The organism is Peribacillus sp., assembly GCF_059453735.1.
The window spans coordinates 1-14,805 of the sequence record NZ_JAZVJO010000397.1 but is presented as its reverse complement, the minus strand read 5'-3'; the positions used below and the strand labels follow the sequence as shown (position 1 = coordinate 14,805).

Genomic DNA, 14,805 nt, shown 5'->3' with positions numbered 1-14,805 from the left:
TAAAACTTAGAAAACAACAAAAAGAGTTAACCATTAGTAGTCGAATCACAGGAACTATCCTGTCGATTGATCAAGCCCAAGCAGAAGGTTTTCCAGAGAATGCCGAGCCTTTTATCAGAATAGGCAGTCTTGACAGCATGGTGGTAAAAGGGGTCCTTTCAGAATATGACACGCTTAAAGTAAAGAATAAGCAGGCTGTTACATTAAAATCTGACGCTGTATCAGATAAAGAGTGGTTTGGGGAAATCTCACATATCGCTGCACTCCCTGATAAAAATACAACACTACAGGGAAGTGAACAAGCTGTGCAATATCCTATCACCGTTCAGTTGAAAAGCAATGATATTTTGAAGCCTGGGTTCCAGCTCTTTATGGAAATTGAATCAGAATCAGTAGAAGCACTAGTTGTGCCCATGGAATCAGTATTTGAAGAAAAGGGAAAACAGTACGTTTATAAACTAAAGAATCAGGACGCCGCTAAACAGGAAGTGACCATTGGGATTACGGCGAAGGATAAGCTGGAAGTAATAAGCGGTGTTTCAAGTAAGGAAAGAGTGGCTGCAGATGCTGCAAACGTAAAAGAAGGTATGGAAGTGGATATACAATGATTATCATGGAAAATATTATCAAATCCTATAAAATAGCAAAAGAAGATCTACATGTCTTATCACACATCAATCTGACCATTCAGACAGGCGAATTTGCAGCGATCATGGGTCCATCAGGTTCAGGTAAATCGACACTAATGAATTTGATCGGCTGTTTGGATACACCAACGAGCGGAAATTATTATTTTGCTGGTGAAAACGTTATCGGCACTGAAAAATGTTGAACTGCCGATGATCTATGCCGGTATCTCGAAGAATGAACGACGAGATCGTTCCGAAGAAGCCTTAAAAAAAGTTGGACTAGCTGATCGAATGGACCATTTGCCAAATGCCCTTTCGGGTGGTCAAAAACAGCGGGTTGCAATAGCCCGAGCCATTGTTAATGAGCCGAAGTTACTTCTAGCGGATGAACCAACTGGAGCTCTGGATTCAAAAACAAGTGAGACAATTATGGAGCAGTTTTCGAAGTTGAATGATGAAGGAGCTACCATTATCCTTGTTACACATGAAGCAGAAATTGCCTCTTATGCAAAGCGGGCCATTACCGTCAGAGATGGGCGAATTATCTCTGAATCAGGAGAAATCACATGAGCGTAATGGAAAATCTGCTCATGGCAGTTAGTTCGTTAAAGGCTCATAAGCTGCGATCACTTTTAACAATGCTTGGAATTATTATTGGTGTTGGAGCAGTTATTATCGTTGTCGCAATCGGGCAAGGCGGGGAAGCAATGTTGAAATCACAAATTGCCGGTTCAGGCAACACGATTGAACTGTTTTATCAGCCATCGAACGAAGAAATTGCTGCCAATCCTAACATCTATAATCAAGCCCCCTTTTCCCAAGAGGATATTCGTGTTCTGGAAACCATTCCAGGTGTAAAGCAGGTTGTGGCAACGAGCTCTGCCTTTTCAACAGTTCGCTTTCGTGAAAAAACATCGGACAGCTCGGCAATTGGTATAAACCAAGCTAACCTCGATGTAAATGATATTGAAATAGCAAAAGGGCGAGGATTTTCAGCATCAGATTTCATCAGCGGCCGCCGAGTTACTCTGATTAGTTCCTTTATGCAGGAAGAACTCTTTGAAGGCAAATCACCTATTGGAGAAATTATTCGAATTGGTGCGCAGCCTGTTGAAATCATTGGTGTATTAGAGAAACCAACTGGCTTATTAGCTTTCGGATCAGTTGAAGCCTACCTTCCCAACAACACCTGGAAAACTATTTTTGCAAAAAATGAAATTACGCAAATAACGTTACAAACAGAGTCTGCAGACCAAATTAAACAGATTGGGCAAACAGCTGCCAGAAAGGTTAATCTTCTTCATGGTACAGAGGATTCCTATCAAGTCATTAATATGGAGGAAATTGCCCAAGGCATAGGACAGATTACCAACATCATGACGTTAATCATCGGAAGTATAGCTGGTATTTCCTTATTCGTCGGCGGTATCGGTGTTATGAATATCATGCTTGTATCCGTTACAGAACGGACACGAGAAATTGGGATTCGAATGGCTCTTGGAGCAACAAGGAAACAGGTGCTTACCCAATTTTTAATCGAATCAATGACCTTAACATTAATAGGCGGGATAGTGGGTATATTGATTGGGTGGGGTACATCCGCTCTAATTTCTTTCTTTGCCGGCTGGCCTTCCTTAATCTCTTGGCAAGTAGTACTTGGCGGGGTCGTATTTTCGATGATCATTGGAATTATTTTTGGTCTTCTTCCAGCTAATAAGGCAGCGAAACTTAACCCAATTGAGTCATTGCGTTATGAGTAAACTATAAGAGTTAATGGGTAATTATTTCTTGGGAAAGCGCAAAAACAGCTAAAATTCTCCTAAATTCACTTTTTTAAAAGAAATTCTGCAAGAAGTATGTCTAATCTAGAATCCTATAATATGATTTTTTTGCATAAGAGTTTTACAATAGAGGAGTCTTGAACAAAATACTCATAGCAGTTTGATAAATGGGATTGGGAGGATAGCGTATGCTGCAAACAAACATGACATTAAAAAACCAAGAAAAGATTGATAAATTATTAAAAGATATCGTACAAGAGACTTATGATGAAGTACGTGAAAAAGGCTACTTATTATGCATGGAGTGCGGAGATGTGGATTTGTATATAACCGCATCTAACCATGTAGAACTTCAAGATGCCATTGATGAAAACTTTGAACTAGATGAATGCGGCGATATCATAGAATGCAAAAAACATGAGGATTTAATGGATGATTTGTATGAATATTTTTTAGAACTCCACAAAAACAGCGGTTTGTTCGATTTCTTTCCAACCGGACACTATACGGTTAATGGGGAACAAAGGGCATCCGATACTGACATGCTTGCACCAAAGAATCAATACTACGCACCATTTGAAGATGCAAAGTTGGAGAAATAAGAGGAAAACAGCCGTCACGATGAGGCTGTTTTTTTGTAGGTAAAATTTATTACCAGCGTCTAAAGGAAATATCGCGTACAAGTCTGCATAAACTAATAGAGTAAGAACTTACTAGTTGAAATATATCCATATAAATTCATATAAAATACAGGATTTTAAAGGTTTATGTCGAATTATAAAAAACGAAGATATTCTAGTATCATAAGAACTTAGAAAGTCAAGATTGACTAATTATCAAATATATGAATATAATTTACTATATTTAAAAAATTCACAAAATAAGAAAATAAAAGTTTTTTATTAGTGAATAATGAGAACCATACATATATTTTTGCTTTGAAAGGAGAGAACGTATGATCAATTTTGAAAAAGTGAACAAGTACTTTGGCGACTTCCATGTGTTAAAAGATATTAATCTTACCATTAACAAAGGGGAAGTCGTTGTGGTAATTGGTCCATCTGGATCAGGTAAGAGTACCCTGCTTCGCTGCATTAACCGCTTAGAAACCATTTCAAATGGTGTGTTGACCGTTAATGATCTCTCAGTTGGAGACAAAAAGACCGATATCAATAAACTTCGCACAGAAATCGGAATGGTGTTTCAGCATTTTCACTTATATCCACATAAGACTGTGCTAGAAAACATCACCCTTGCCCCCATGAAAGTGCTAGGTCAATCGGAGGAAGAAGCGAAGAAAATTGCCAGAAAATATCTAGATAAAGTCGGCATTTCTGAAAAAGCGGAATCATATCCTGCCCAGCTATCAGGTGGACAGCAGCAGCGTGTAGCTATTGCCAGAGGGCTTGCCATGAATCCAGAAATCATGCTTTTCGATGAACCAACTTCTGCCCTGGATCCTGAGATGATTGGTGAGGTGCTTGATGTTATGAAAGCACTAGCCTTAGAGGGAATGACCATGGTGGTTGTCACACACGAAATGGGGTTTGCCAAAGAAGTGGCAGACAGAATCGTGTTTATGGACCAAGGACAAATTTTAGAAGAAGCAATTCCGGCTGAATTCTATGAGAACCCGAAGGAAGAACGGGCACAACTATTTCTCAGTCGTATTTTAAATCATTAAAAAAAACAGGGGGTACGAATATGTTTGTAAAAAACAAATGGGTGAAATTAGCAATTGTTCCACTAATGGCTGCACTAGTTCTATCAGGATGCGGCGGGAAAGATGAAGGTGGTAAAAAAAGCGGGGATGAAGGGGTTCTTGCACAAATTAAAGATAAGGATAAAATTGTGTTCGGCGTTAAAAATGACACTCGTCTATTTGGATTAAAAGATCCAGGTACGGGTGAAGTTGAAGGCTTTGATATTGATATCGCCAAAGCACTGGCAAACGAAATCCTTGGGGATGAAACGAAAGTTGCCTTTGAAGAAGTAACCTCAAAAACGAGAATTCAGCTTCTTAATACAGGAAAAATCGACGCTATTGTCGCTACGATGACGATTTCTGAGGAACGTAAGAAAGAAGTAGATTTCACCGATGTATATTTTGATGCTGGACAATCATTGTTGGTTAAAAAGGGCAGTGATATTACAGGAATTGATACACTTAAGGGCAAAAAGGTACTAGCCGTTAAAGGGTCCACCTCAGCCGTAAATATCCGTGAAAAAGCACCAGATGCCACCGTTCTTGAATTCGAAAACTATACAGAGGCCTTTGCGGCTCTGAAAGCAAAACAAGGGGATGCACTAACAACGGATGACTCAATCCTTTACGGGATGGTTGATGAAGATCCTTCTTATGAATTAGTTGGGGGCACTTTTACAGAAGAACCATACGGCATTGCTGTTAAAAAAGGGAATGAGGATTTTGTAAAAGAACTAAACAAGGCGCTGAAAGCTCTAAAGGATTCAGGAAAGTATGATGAAATTAAAGCTAAGTGGATTAAAGCTAATAATTAAATTAGTCAAGCTTTGCAGGATGGGCGAAAACCGCTCATCCTGATTCGTTAGAGGGGTTGATGAAATTTGGATTTTTCGATACTTACGAACAACATGGATATGTTTTTAGAAGGATTAAAAAATACGATTATTGCTAGTCTGATTGCTCTTATTTGCAGCTTAGTGCTTGGAATTTTAATTGCTATTTTTCGGATTGCTCCATTTAAGCCAATCAATTGGCTTGGTACGGCTTATGTAGAATTTATCCGTAACATTCCACTGCTGATCATTGCTTTCTTTATTTTTCTCGTATTCAGAATTCCTGGATTAGCTGCAGGGACAATGGCGTTAACCATTTATACGGCGGCCTTTATCGCTGAGGCAATCCGTGCTGGTATCCAATCCGTACCTAAAGGCCAGATGGAAGCAGCAAGGTCTTCAGGACTTACCTATCCGCAGACAATGTGGAATATTATTTTGCCACAGGCAATCAAAATCGTTATTCCGCCGCTAGGTAATCAATTTATCAATCTTGTAAAAAATTCATCGATTATAGCTGTCATTGCCGGTGGAGAATTAATGTATCAAGCTGATTTAATCTCAGCAAGAACATTTGTCGTTTTTGATACATATATCTTTGTCGCTATGTTTTATTTAGTCCTTACCATTCCTTTAAGTCTTGGCGTAGGGCAACTGGAAAAACGCCTGGCTAAGAATAATTGAAGGAGGGATAACGATGGATTTTGCTGGAGCTTATACATGGGTCAATATTAAATTCTTATTAGAAGGCTTTGGAGTGACCCTTCAAGTTGCCTTTTTCGCTATTATTTTGAGCTTTTTTATTGCGGGGGCAGTAGGAACCGTCCGCTTTGCTAAGGTTCCTATTCTTTCGCAAGTATTTGCGGTAATGGTTGAGACGATTCGGAACCTTCCCTTACTCTTAATTATCCTATTTACTTTTTTTGCACTGCCGGAAATCGGTATAAGTATGGAGAAGATTCCTGCTGCCATTGTTGCACTGACAATATTTGAAGCAGCAATGATATCTGAAATCATCCGAAGTGGACTTAACTCAATTGACAAAGGTCAAATTGAAGCGGGACGCTCTTCTGGATTAAGTAATTTCCAAACCCTTCGGTATATCGTTTTACCACAAGCATTACGCCGTATGGTACCGCCTCTTGTCAGTCAGTTCATTTCTCTGCTGAAGGATACTTCATTATGTGTCATTATCTCTCTGCCAGAACTTACTCATCATGCACAGGTTATCTATGGTCAAAACTCTGGATATCTCGCGCCGATCTTACTATTTATCGCCTTTATGTATTTTGCGGTTAATTACACGTTATCGGTTATATCCCGCCGCCTAGAAGCTAAAAAAATCTAAACCACCCGGCTCAGATTATATGAGCCGGATTTTTTTCCGCTTTATTCTTGAGCGTCAACTCTGAAGGAGGACCACATGGGCAACTGGAAATATCCTATTTTACTAATTAGCGGAATCGGTATCTCTAATTTAGGAAATTGGATCTACTTGATTGCGATAAACATATCTATTTTGAATTTAACAGAGTCTGCTGCGGCAGTAGCCGGTCTTTATGTCATCAGGCCTATTGCCATCTTACTGACAAATACCTGGGCAGGCAGTCTAATTGACAGGGTTAACAAACGACGGGTGATGATAACTGTCGATATAATCAGAGGGATACTCATCTTTGTTATCCCTTTTATGTCATCATTATGGTCCATTTATTCCGTGTTGTTACTTATTAGTATTGCAGGTGCTTTTTTTGGCCCTAGTTCTTCCGTCTACATTACCAAACTTGTCCCAAGTTAGCAGAGAAAACGATCTTGAGCAAAGGAATGAACCCATCCGTTTGCCTATGTTAATCAAGTTATCGCTGATTTTGCAAAAGGAACGAAGTATTTCATGCTTATTTACTTTTTGTTTCAAATCACCATGCTCATTAATTTTTCATTAGATTCTCAAGAAGCCACCTTTATCAAAACGCATATACTTTTGTCTGATCAAAGTTACGGATTAATCGTGAGTTTAACGGGTGCAGGGGCCCTTACAGGGGCAGCTTGCGGCGCATTATTGGCTAACAAGCTTTCTACACGTCTATATCTTGGGGTGGGGATGCTATTCACTCAAATTGGGTATCTCTCATTTTATCTGTCTGACGATTTCATAACAGCTACTCTTTCATTCGTTTTCCTAGGATTTTTCATGGCATTTGGCAATACTGGATATGCCACCTTTTTTCAAAAAAATGTCCCCGTATCGATTATGGGGCGATTTGGCAGTCTAGCCGAACTCATTCAAGCGGCTGTACAAATTATTCTAACCCTGCTAGTTGGAGCGGCAGCTGAACTTTTTTCTCTCCAACTGGTTTGCTTTCTCTTTGCTGCGACCGCGCTAGGCTTAGCAATTGTTCTATTAATTGCGTGCTTTAATCCTTCAAAATCAATGTATTACGAAGAAGATACATTGATTTGATTCATGACACCACCCAAGCCCTGCTTTGAATAGACTATACCGAGGTGGATGGGATGGAAATAACAATTCAGGAGACTAATAAACAATCAATTGAAAGCGCTAAACAACTTCTAACAATTGAACAAATGACTGAACCCGTTACTGACGGTTCCAGCGAATACGTAGAACAGCTTTTTTAATACCGAGAGCAAGATTGCTCATGGATACTCAGCTGATCGTAGTTGGGTATCTTCTTTTGTTGTATATGAGTTAATAAAAACAGGACGGAGGACCTATTTATGAGCGAGATTGATTCAGGTTTTGAACCCTTCTTTGTGGTTTTCTTTATCATCTTAGCATTGGTGATCGGATTCTTTCTTTTTCTGGTGGTAGGATCGATTAGACAGTATTCTTTTAATAACAAACACAAGCTGACCTATAAACAATATCAAAACAGACATGTTTTTTAGTACAATTCAATAAGGATATGCCGGATAATTGGCATCACAACGTATCTGGAGATGGTGAAGATCATGCTTTACTATAATATTCTTCTGGATTGATGGTACATCTCCTACACCGCTGACAGCTGATCACGGAGAATCCCTTCGTTTAATTGACGTATAACACAGGTGCAGGTAAATAAAATATGAAAATAGAAGTTGAACGCTTTTAATGGTACGATTGAAATAGTTTTAATAATGAAAGGATTGTCCCTCTAATGACTAAGTCTTATGATGATGCTATTGGCAGAGGTATCACACAAACAAGTAAAAACATATTCCGCCGCCTAAGTGTTCATTTAAAGGAGTATGATATCACTCCAGAACAATGGACGGTTTTAAAGAGACTTGGGGAAAATGATGGAGTTACCCAGAAAGAGTTGTCCACCACATCTGAAAAAGATCAAGCTACTCTAACGAGAATTTTAGATATTCTTGAAAGAAAGCGTTTAATGGAGCGTAAACCTAACCAAGATGATAGACGGTCGTTCCTAATCTACATAACAGAAAGCGGCAAACAGCTTAGCCTAGAGCTTTTTCCTCTCATAGAAAAAATATTCAATGAGGAAATTCTCATAGGTATAAATGAAGAAGAGATTGCTACTTTTTCACGTGTTTTGGAAAAAATCAAACAAAATACAGCTGACTGAGCAGCGGTGCAAGCATATTGTAAAAAAATATCAAAAAAATTTCATATATAACAAACAGATGACAATTATTAAACTACATGTCTAACCGACAAAAATAAAAAAAATACCTCGAAACGTTTAGTAATAGGACAACTAGGGTAAAAGCAACTAGGGACTAAAGCTAAGTGGGAGGTGCTAGGATGGCAACTATAGATATTGACCAGCTTTTAGCAGCCACGGAAGAAATCGCTGATGACTGCATACATATTGACACTTTTGATATTGATCGACTTCTTGACTTAACGGATAACCTGTACAAAGCATGACTAGATAATCATGCTTTTTTTATTTTGTAAAAACATGGACAGCTTTTATAAAATTCTCCAAAAATGCCTTTCAAAAAGGTATAATTAAAGACATCTAGTGAGTAGGTGTGGAATTTGAATGAAAGTAAGCATTTAAAAGAGTTAATCGCTTTAAAAGAGATTTCAGAAACGTTAAATGCCGGAACGGACTTACGCAACACGCTGAAGAATGCTCTATCAAGGGGAGAAACAACTTGACCCTAAAGTCACATCCAGTCTGATATCATCCCTGCAAGGACAAAAAGAACATTCTCCTATTGAGGAATTAACACAACTAGAAAAAGAAGTACTTAAGGAAATTACCTTAGGTAAAAGCAATAAGGAGATAGCGGCCGCACTTTTTATTACAGAAAAGACCGTAAAAACACATATATCTAATATTCTTTCAAAACTCTGCCTTCAGGACCGCACACAAGCTGCGTTATATGCTGTCCGGAATGGTTTAGATCAAACAACAAACAACTAACTCAGAAGACACCTAAGAGAGGCGCACATAAAAATGACTGGAAAAACACATCTAATGGGCGGCGTTGCCGCAACCATTATCCTTACACATACGAATACATATGATCCGCTTTTATTTATTTCAGCAGGAGCGATTGGGTCTTTACTTCCGGACATTTGCCATAGCGGCAGTAAAATTGGACGTAGATTTAAAGGATTATCTAAACTAATCAATAAGCTCTTTGGACATCGAACCATTACGCATAGTCTATTGTTCTTAATCTTGATGAATATGCTGGTTGCTTTCTTAACAACCAATGAAGGAATTCGTGTGGGAATCCTCATCGGAATGGTAAGTCATTTACTTTTAGATGCGGCTACTAAAAACGGCATTAAACTCCTATACCCGTTGAAACTGACGATACGTTTTCCCTTAACGATAAGAACAGGTGATAAAGGTGAAGCAGTTGTCATGGCGCTGTTGAGTTTACTTGTTTTGTATTATTCAAAAGATGTGTTAATTCATTATCTATAATAAAGAAAGGCTGCATGTCTACAGAGACATGCAGCCTTTCTTATATGTACCTGGTTCGTTTATTCTTCGCCTCTAATAAATCCAAGAATGGCAAACACAGCAATGAATCCTACAATTAATAGAATTTTAATGGAGAGAACTAATACGTCATCCATAGAGAAAACCTCCTGTTAACAAAGATAATGGCAATAACTTACGAACATTCCTTCAAATTATACCATAAAACACATTCAGAAGGGATGAAATACCAAGAGAGGAAAAAACAAAACCCCGCTCAGATTGGGCAGGGTTTGTTACCGTTCATAGTCCTAAAGCTTTTTTAGTCGAGACGCCTACAATTCCATCTGCTTTCAATTTCTTAGCTTTTTGAAAGCTCTTTACGGCCTTTTCAGTTGCTGGACCAAAGAACCCATCAATCCCGTTGACGCGATAGCCTAGTTTTTCTAATTTCTTTTGTAAGGTAACAACTCGCGGCCCCGAGCTGCCTTTCTTTAATACCCCGCCTATACTAACCGCTTTGCTTGCAGGATTTCCCTTTACCTGGTAGCCTTTAGAGGCGGCAATAGCGGTAAATGTCTTCGAAGATGTAGTAATAATAACAGGAGTATTGTATTTTACTTTACTATAAAGCCATACTACATCGTCATTATACATTCTAATACAGCCTGAACTTACATATTTCCCAATAGATGAAGGATTGCTGTTTCCATGGATCGCATAGGTATCGCCCTTTGTTTGTCTTGCATTAATACCCAACCATCTTTTCCCCAATGGATTTCTTGGATCTCCGCCTTTAATCTTTCCCTTATAATAGGGACGGTTAACGATTTTTTTAACAATTTTAAAAGTACCCTCTGGAGTGTATGATGCCTGACGTCCGGTACCAACTGAAAAAGAACGTTGCAGCTGATTATTTTCATAGAAGGCTAGTTGATTCGTAGACTTGTTGATGATAATTAATTGTTTTTTACCAGAAGCGGCTTCTGTTGTTTTTCCCCCAAACAATAGAAAGCAGGATAAAATAGAGACAATAGACAATAAAACTAATTTCTTCATTGATCCCCGTCCTTTAATAAAAATATGTCTATTTATCTTATGATACGCATCTGAGATGAATACCTTTTTTGGTAAAATAGACGCGGTTCAGATCCATTTTATCCCCTATATAAAAACACTCATTAAAAATACCTATAAAAATAGTATATATCCAAATCATGGTAAAATGCTTCATAAATAAACCCAGAAATTCCGACGTATTTCTTACAACAATAATAATGAGTGCACAAAATGGGCGTAAACAGGATACAATATAAGAATAACCTGGAAACTAAGGGAGGGCCTTATGAGTAACAAAAATGTAGATGATATTTTACAACAGGGGATTTTCGGAACCAAGGAGCTTAAACCCGGAGAACGTAAAAAGTACCTGGGGACCTTCAGAGAGCGTGTAGTAGCTGTGTTGACACAAGGACAGGTTCGAGAGAAGACGATTTATCGAGAGCTGATTAAACGAATGAAAACATATAATGAGTCGACCTTGCTGCTGAATGCGGATATTGATTATGAGTATTTAAAAAAATATGTCGAAGCAGCAGTTGAAAATAAAATTCCCTACAAACTAGTTATGAATAAAGAAGCGGAAACGGAGATTGGTTTAGTTCTTGCGGTAGACGACGCTATTGATCTAGAAGATATTGCACTCACCAGACCGATCGTACAAAAACCAACAGAAAAGCCAAAAAAGCGTTCATTTATCTACAAAATGATGCATTGGGTGAAAGGGAAGAGGCAAAATTAGCGTTTAAAAAAACGACCCAGGGGGTCGTCTTTGTTTAGCTTGCTTTTTTCTTTTGATTTTTTGCTCCTTCGTTTAACGGAACATTTTTAAGATATGAACCCCAGTAAGCGGCAGTGACAAAGATTGCACCGCCAATCGCATTTCCGATAAATACAGGAACGAAGTTGGCGAAATAATCTCCCCAGCTTATGCTGCTGCCAGCAAATATCGCAGCAGGAATAACAAACATGTTGGCTACAACGTGCTGGAATCCGATGGCTACAAAAGCCATGATTGGGAACCAGATAGCAAGGATTTTTCCTGAAATATCTTCAGCGCTATAAGCCATCCAAATCGCTAGACCAACGAGCCAGTTACAGCCGATTCCAGATAATAACGCTTGGATAAAGCTTGCATCAACTTTACCTTGTGCAGTCGCAATCGTCTTATGCAAATATGGTTCTGTCTCAGTTAAACCAACTAAATGGCCAAACACATACGCAACAAATAAGGCACCAACGAAATTAGCTAGTGTAATGATGATCCAGTTAGACGTTAATTTTGATAGCGTGACTCTTTTTGTGAAAAATCCCATAGTGACTGACATCATGTTTCCTGTAATCAATTCGCCGCCTGCGATAACAATTAATATGAGTCCTATTGGAAAGACGGCTCCTCCGATTAAATTACCAAGTGTTGCCCATTCTGGAGGAAGTCCAGCAGTGATTCGGATTGAAAGCAGGTAACCAATTGAAATAAAGGCTCCTCCTAAAAATCCTAAAATTAGCATAGCTGTTAGTGATAATGAAGCTTTTTTTACGCCATTATCGGCAGCAATTTGTGATATTTGCTGCGGGCTTTGAAATCCCATTGTGTTGCCTCCTAAGTTTGATCAAAGTATTTATATAATCCCTTTGCAAGTAAGGGGATTACCCTAAATTGATAACAAAGAAAAGGACCGGGGGACAAAACTGAAACCCCGAATCCATATCTTTAGTAATCTGTTACTTTACTTGTCTTGATTTTTTAATTCTTGGCCCATTCCTTTTAAGAAATGGATGCCAAATCCTAATGAACGATTAATGTCTGGATCTTTCATTACTTTCATTAAGTCGCGGATACGAATTTGTTTATCGGTTTTTAAGAAGTCACTGCCTGATTCAATTCCAGCCACTGTACTTTTAACAAGAGTGGTTGTTTTTTCAGGATCAGCAGCCATTAAAGCACCAGTTGCTCCCATGACTGTATTCATCAGATTGGTTACAGGTTCACGAGTGACTTGGCCTAATGCTATTTTAGTAATTTGTTCTTTTGCTAGAATCATTTTTTCAGCAGCTTCAAGAACACCAATTGAGTTAAGTTCACCAACAATACCCATTATCCTATTAAGGGATTCTTCATTGTCTGTAAGCAATGTTTTTAGCTCATCAAGCTTTTGCTGTTGTATTTCTTCTTCAGTAGGAACATTTTTTCTAATAAACGTAATCGGTTCTGCCATAGTAAACTACACCTCTTAATAATTTGTTAATTGCACGTAACCTTCACGATCCCATTTGCGTTGAACTTCAACACCATTTTGCGGGTGACGTTTTTTATTACGTGGATTGTTAGCAGGAAGTGGAGATTCTCCGCCTTCTGCTTGGATAACTTCCATCCGGACCTTCGTTTGCTTATATGCAGGTGTATGCGTACGATGGTCGACTGCTGGACCTGTTAAGAAGTTAATTGCTGAATCCTTTTTCGTTGAATTCATCGGTAAGAATAGTTCATTTCCACTCACGCGATCGGTTACTAATACCGGTAATTTAAGCGCTCCATAAGGTGAAACTAAACGGATAACTGAACCAGTACTAATTCCGCGTTCGTCAGCTAATTCAGGAGAAACTTCCACAAAAATTTCTGGAACTTTTGTTTGAATACCAGTCGATTTATTCGTCATATTTCCTTCATGGAAATGTTCCAGCATCCGGCCATTGTTAATATAAAGATCGTATTGATCTTCGAATTGAGCAGGCAACGACCAATCAGCAATAGCGAAGCGAGCTTTCTTATCAGGGAAGTTAAAGCCATCGACATATAACAGCGGTGTGCTTACCCCTTCATGGCTGCCCCATAAGAAACTGTTCCAGCCTTCAAGTACGTCATAATTTGCCCCGCTGAAGATAGGAGAGAGGCTTGCCATTTCATCATAAATATCACTTGGATGTGAGTAATTCCATCCAGCACCTAAACGATTAGCAATTTCTTGAACAATCCACCAGTCAGGTTTTGCATCACCCAATGTTGGCAGTACTTGATATAAACGTTGAACACGACGTTCCGTATTGGTAAAAGTACCATCTTTTTCTAATGATGGAGCTGCCGGTAACACAACATCTGCATATTGAGCAGTTCTTGTTAAGAAGATATCTTGTACAACAAAGAAATCCAGTTTAGATAAAACATCGTGTACATGGTTCGCGTTAGAATCAACGAGTGCCATATCTTCACCAGCTAAGAACATAGCTTTCATCTTGCCTTCATCAATTGATTTAAGCATTTGAATATTATCTAAACCTGGTTTGCCATCAATTGTCACACCATATGCTTTTTCGAATTTAGCACGAGCTGCATCATCTGTAATATGTTGATACCCTGGTAACCAGCCTGGAAGAGTTCCCATATCACAAGCACCTTGAACGTTATTGTGACCACGAAGCGGATAAGCACCTGCTCCTGGGCGACGGTAGTTTCCAGTTGCTAATAATAAGTTTGAAATAGCAGCAGATGTATCTGAACCACCTGTATTTTGTGTTACGCCCATGCCCCAAAGGATACATGTACCGTCCGCATCACGGATCATTTCGGCAATGTTAATGATGGTAGCTTGGGAAATGCCGGTAACTTTTTCTGCATATTCTAATGTATATTTCTCAAGGCTCTTCGAATAATCTTCAAAGAAATTAACGTTTTCTGTAATGAAGTCTGCATCATGCCAGCCTTGGTCAATCATGTATTTCGTAACAGCCATTAACCATACTTGGTCTGTTCCTTGTTTTGGTCTAACAAAGAGATCAGATCGTTCAGCCATTTCATTTTTACGTAGATCAGACACGATTAATTTTTGTCCATGAAGTTTATGCGCACGTTTTACACGTGTAGCTAGAACTGGATGTCCTTCTGCT

20 protein-coding genes and 1 pseudogene are annotated in these 14,805 nt (G+C 38.8%); 17 read left to right on the top strand and 4 right to left on the bottom strand.

Features of this window, described 5'->3' with window-relative positions:
• From AC52RT_RS13215 to AC52RT_RS13140, 16 genes and pseudogenes are all read left to right on the top strand, one after another.
• Positions 1-608, top strand: a 608-nt coding sequence (locus AC52RT_RS13215; protein WP_495541174.1) for an efflux RND transporter periplasmic adaptor subunit, incomplete at its 5' end; no start/stop codon positions are given.
• Positions 605-1,199, top strand: a pseudogene (locus AC52RT_RS13210) (ABC transporter ATP-binding protein). The gene AC52RT_RS13215 and the pseudogene AC52RT_RS13210, both read left to right, overlap by 4 nt.
• Positions 1,196-2,389, top strand: coding sequence for an ABC transporter permease (locus AC52RT_RS13205; protein WP_495541173.1), 1,194 nt, complete (start codon positions 1,196-1,198; stop codon positions 2,387-2,389). Before AC52RT_RS13210 ends, AC52RT_RS13205 begins: the two are co-directional and overlap by 4 nt.
• 209 nt (positions 2,390-2,598) lie before the next feature.
• Positions 2,599-3,012, top strand: a complete 414-nt coding sequence (locus tag AC52RT_RS13200; protein WP_495541172.1) for a hypothetical protein — start codon at positions 2,599-2,601, stop codon at positions 3,010-3,012.
• 353 nt (positions 3,013-3,365) lie between these two features.
• Positions 3,366-4,094 (top strand): amino acid ABC transporter ATP-binding protein, encoded by a 729-nt coding sequence (locus AC52RT_RS13195; protein ID WP_495541171.1) that lies wholly within the window; start codon positions 3,366-3,368, stop codon positions 4,092-4,094.
• Between the two features lie 20 nt (positions 4,095-4,114).
• On the top strand, positions 4,115-4,930 hold the full coding sequence (locus AC52RT_RS13190) for a transporter substrate-binding domain-containing protein (protein WP_495541170.1): 816 nt from the start codon (positions 4,115-4,117) through the stop codon (positions 4,928-4,930).
• A 93-nt stretch (positions 4,931-5,023) separates the two neighbouring features.
• Positions 5,024-5,632, top strand: coding sequence for an amino acid ABC transporter permease (locus tag AC52RT_RS13185; protein ID WP_495541175.1), 609 nt, complete (start codon positions 5,024-5,026; stop codon positions 5,630-5,632).
• A gap of 13 nt (positions 5,633-5,645) precedes the next feature.
• The gene (locus AC52RT_RS13180) at positions 5,646-6,296 is read left to right on the top strand and encodes an amino acid ABC transporter permease (RefSeq protein ID WP_495541169.1); all 651 of its coding nucleotides are present in this window, start codon (positions 5,646-5,648) and stop codon (positions 6,294-6,296) included.
• A gap of 75 nt (positions 6,297-6,371) precedes the next feature.
• Positions 6,372-6,746 carry an MFS transporter gene (locus AC52RT_RS13175; protein ID WP_495541168.1) on the top strand — a complete coding sequence of 125 codons (375 nt, stop codon included), beginning with the start codon at positions 6,372-6,374 and terminating at the stop codon, positions 6,744-6,746.
• Positions 6,747-6,839: 93 nt separating this feature from the next.
• On the top strand, positions 6,840-7,409 hold the full coding sequence (locus AC52RT_RS13170; protein ID WP_495541167.1) for an MFS transporter: 570 nt from the start codon (positions 6,840-6,842) through the stop codon (positions 7,407-7,409).
• Positions 7,410-7,462: 53 nt separating this feature from the next.
• Positions 7,463-7,588, top strand: coding sequence for a hypothetical protein (locus AC52RT_RS13165; protein ID WP_268870051.1), 126 nt, complete (start codon positions 7,463-7,465; stop codon positions 7,586-7,588).
• A 99-nt stretch (positions 7,589-7,687) separates the two neighbouring features.
• On the top strand, positions 7,688-7,858 hold the full coding sequence (locus AC52RT_RS13160) for a hypothetical protein (RefSeq protein ID WP_495541166.1): 171 nt from the start codon (positions 7,688-7,690) through the stop codon (positions 7,856-7,858).
• A gap of 251 nt (positions 7,859-8,109) precedes the next feature.
• Positions 8,110-8,541: a MarR family winged helix-turn-helix transcriptional regulator gene (locus AC52RT_RS13155; protein WP_495541165.1), complete on the top strand. Its 432-nt coding sequence runs from the start codon at positions 8,110-8,112 to the stop codon at positions 8,539-8,541.
• 179 nt (positions 8,542-8,720) lie between these two features.
• A complete protein-coding gene (locus AC52RT_RS13150) occupies positions 8,721-8,846 on the top strand; it encodes a hypothetical protein (RefSeq protein ID WP_495541164.1) in 126 nt (41 codons plus the stop codon).
• 208 nt (positions 8,847-9,054) lie between these two features.
• Positions 9,055-9,351 carry a response regulator transcription factor gene (locus tag AC52RT_RS13145; protein ID WP_495541163.1) on the top strand — a complete coding sequence of 99 codons (297 nt, stop codon included), beginning with the start codon at positions 9,055-9,057 and terminating at the stop codon, positions 9,349-9,351.
• Positions 9,352-9,384: 33 nt separating this feature from the next.
• Entirely contained in the window at positions 9,385-9,864 is a 480-nt protein-coding gene (locus AC52RT_RS13140; protein WP_495541162.1) for a metal-dependent hydrolase, read from the top strand.
• Between the two features lie 300 nt (positions 9,865-10,164).
• Here the strand turns inward: AC52RT_RS13140 and AC52RT_RS13135 are convergent, their stop codons facing one another.
• Positions 10,165-10,920, bottom strand: coding sequence for a L,D-transpeptidase family protein (locus AC52RT_RS13135; protein ID WP_495541161.1), 756 nt, complete (start codon positions 10,918-10,920; stop codon positions 10,165-10,167).
• Positions 10,921-11,206: 286 nt separating this feature from the next.
• Here AC52RT_RS13135 and AC52RT_RS13130 point away from each other — a divergent pair, with 286 nt between their 5' ends.
• Positions 11,207-11,662 carry a YueI family protein gene (locus AC52RT_RS13130; protein ID WP_495541160.1) on the top strand — a complete coding sequence of 152 codons (456 nt, stop codon included), beginning with the start codon at positions 11,207-11,209 and terminating at the stop codon, positions 11,660-11,662.
• A gap of 34 nt (positions 11,663-11,696) precedes the next feature.
• On the opposite strand, the gene AC52RT_RS13125 is transcribed toward AC52RT_RS13130, so the two are convergent.
• The 3 genes from AC52RT_RS13125 to AC52RT_RS13115 all read right to left on the bottom strand — a co-directional run.
• Positions 11,697-12,512 carry a formate/nitrite transporter family protein gene (locus AC52RT_RS13125; protein WP_495541159.1) on the bottom strand — a complete coding sequence of 272 codons (816 nt, stop codon included), beginning with the start codon at positions 12,510-12,512 and terminating at the stop codon, positions 11,697-11,699.
• A gap of 138 nt (positions 12,513-12,650) precedes the next feature.
• The gene (locus AC52RT_RS13120) at positions 12,651-13,139 is read right to left on the bottom strand and encodes a helical membrane plugin domain-containing protein (RefSeq protein ID WP_495541158.1); all 489 of its coding nucleotides are present in this window, start codon (positions 13,137-13,139) and stop codon (positions 12,651-12,653) included.
• Positions 13,140-13,154: 15 nt separating this feature from the next.
• Positions 13,155-14,805 (bottom strand): molybdopterin oxidoreductase family protein (locus AC52RT_RS13115; protein WP_495541157.1); only part of this gene is annotated, 1,651 nt, incomplete at its 5' end.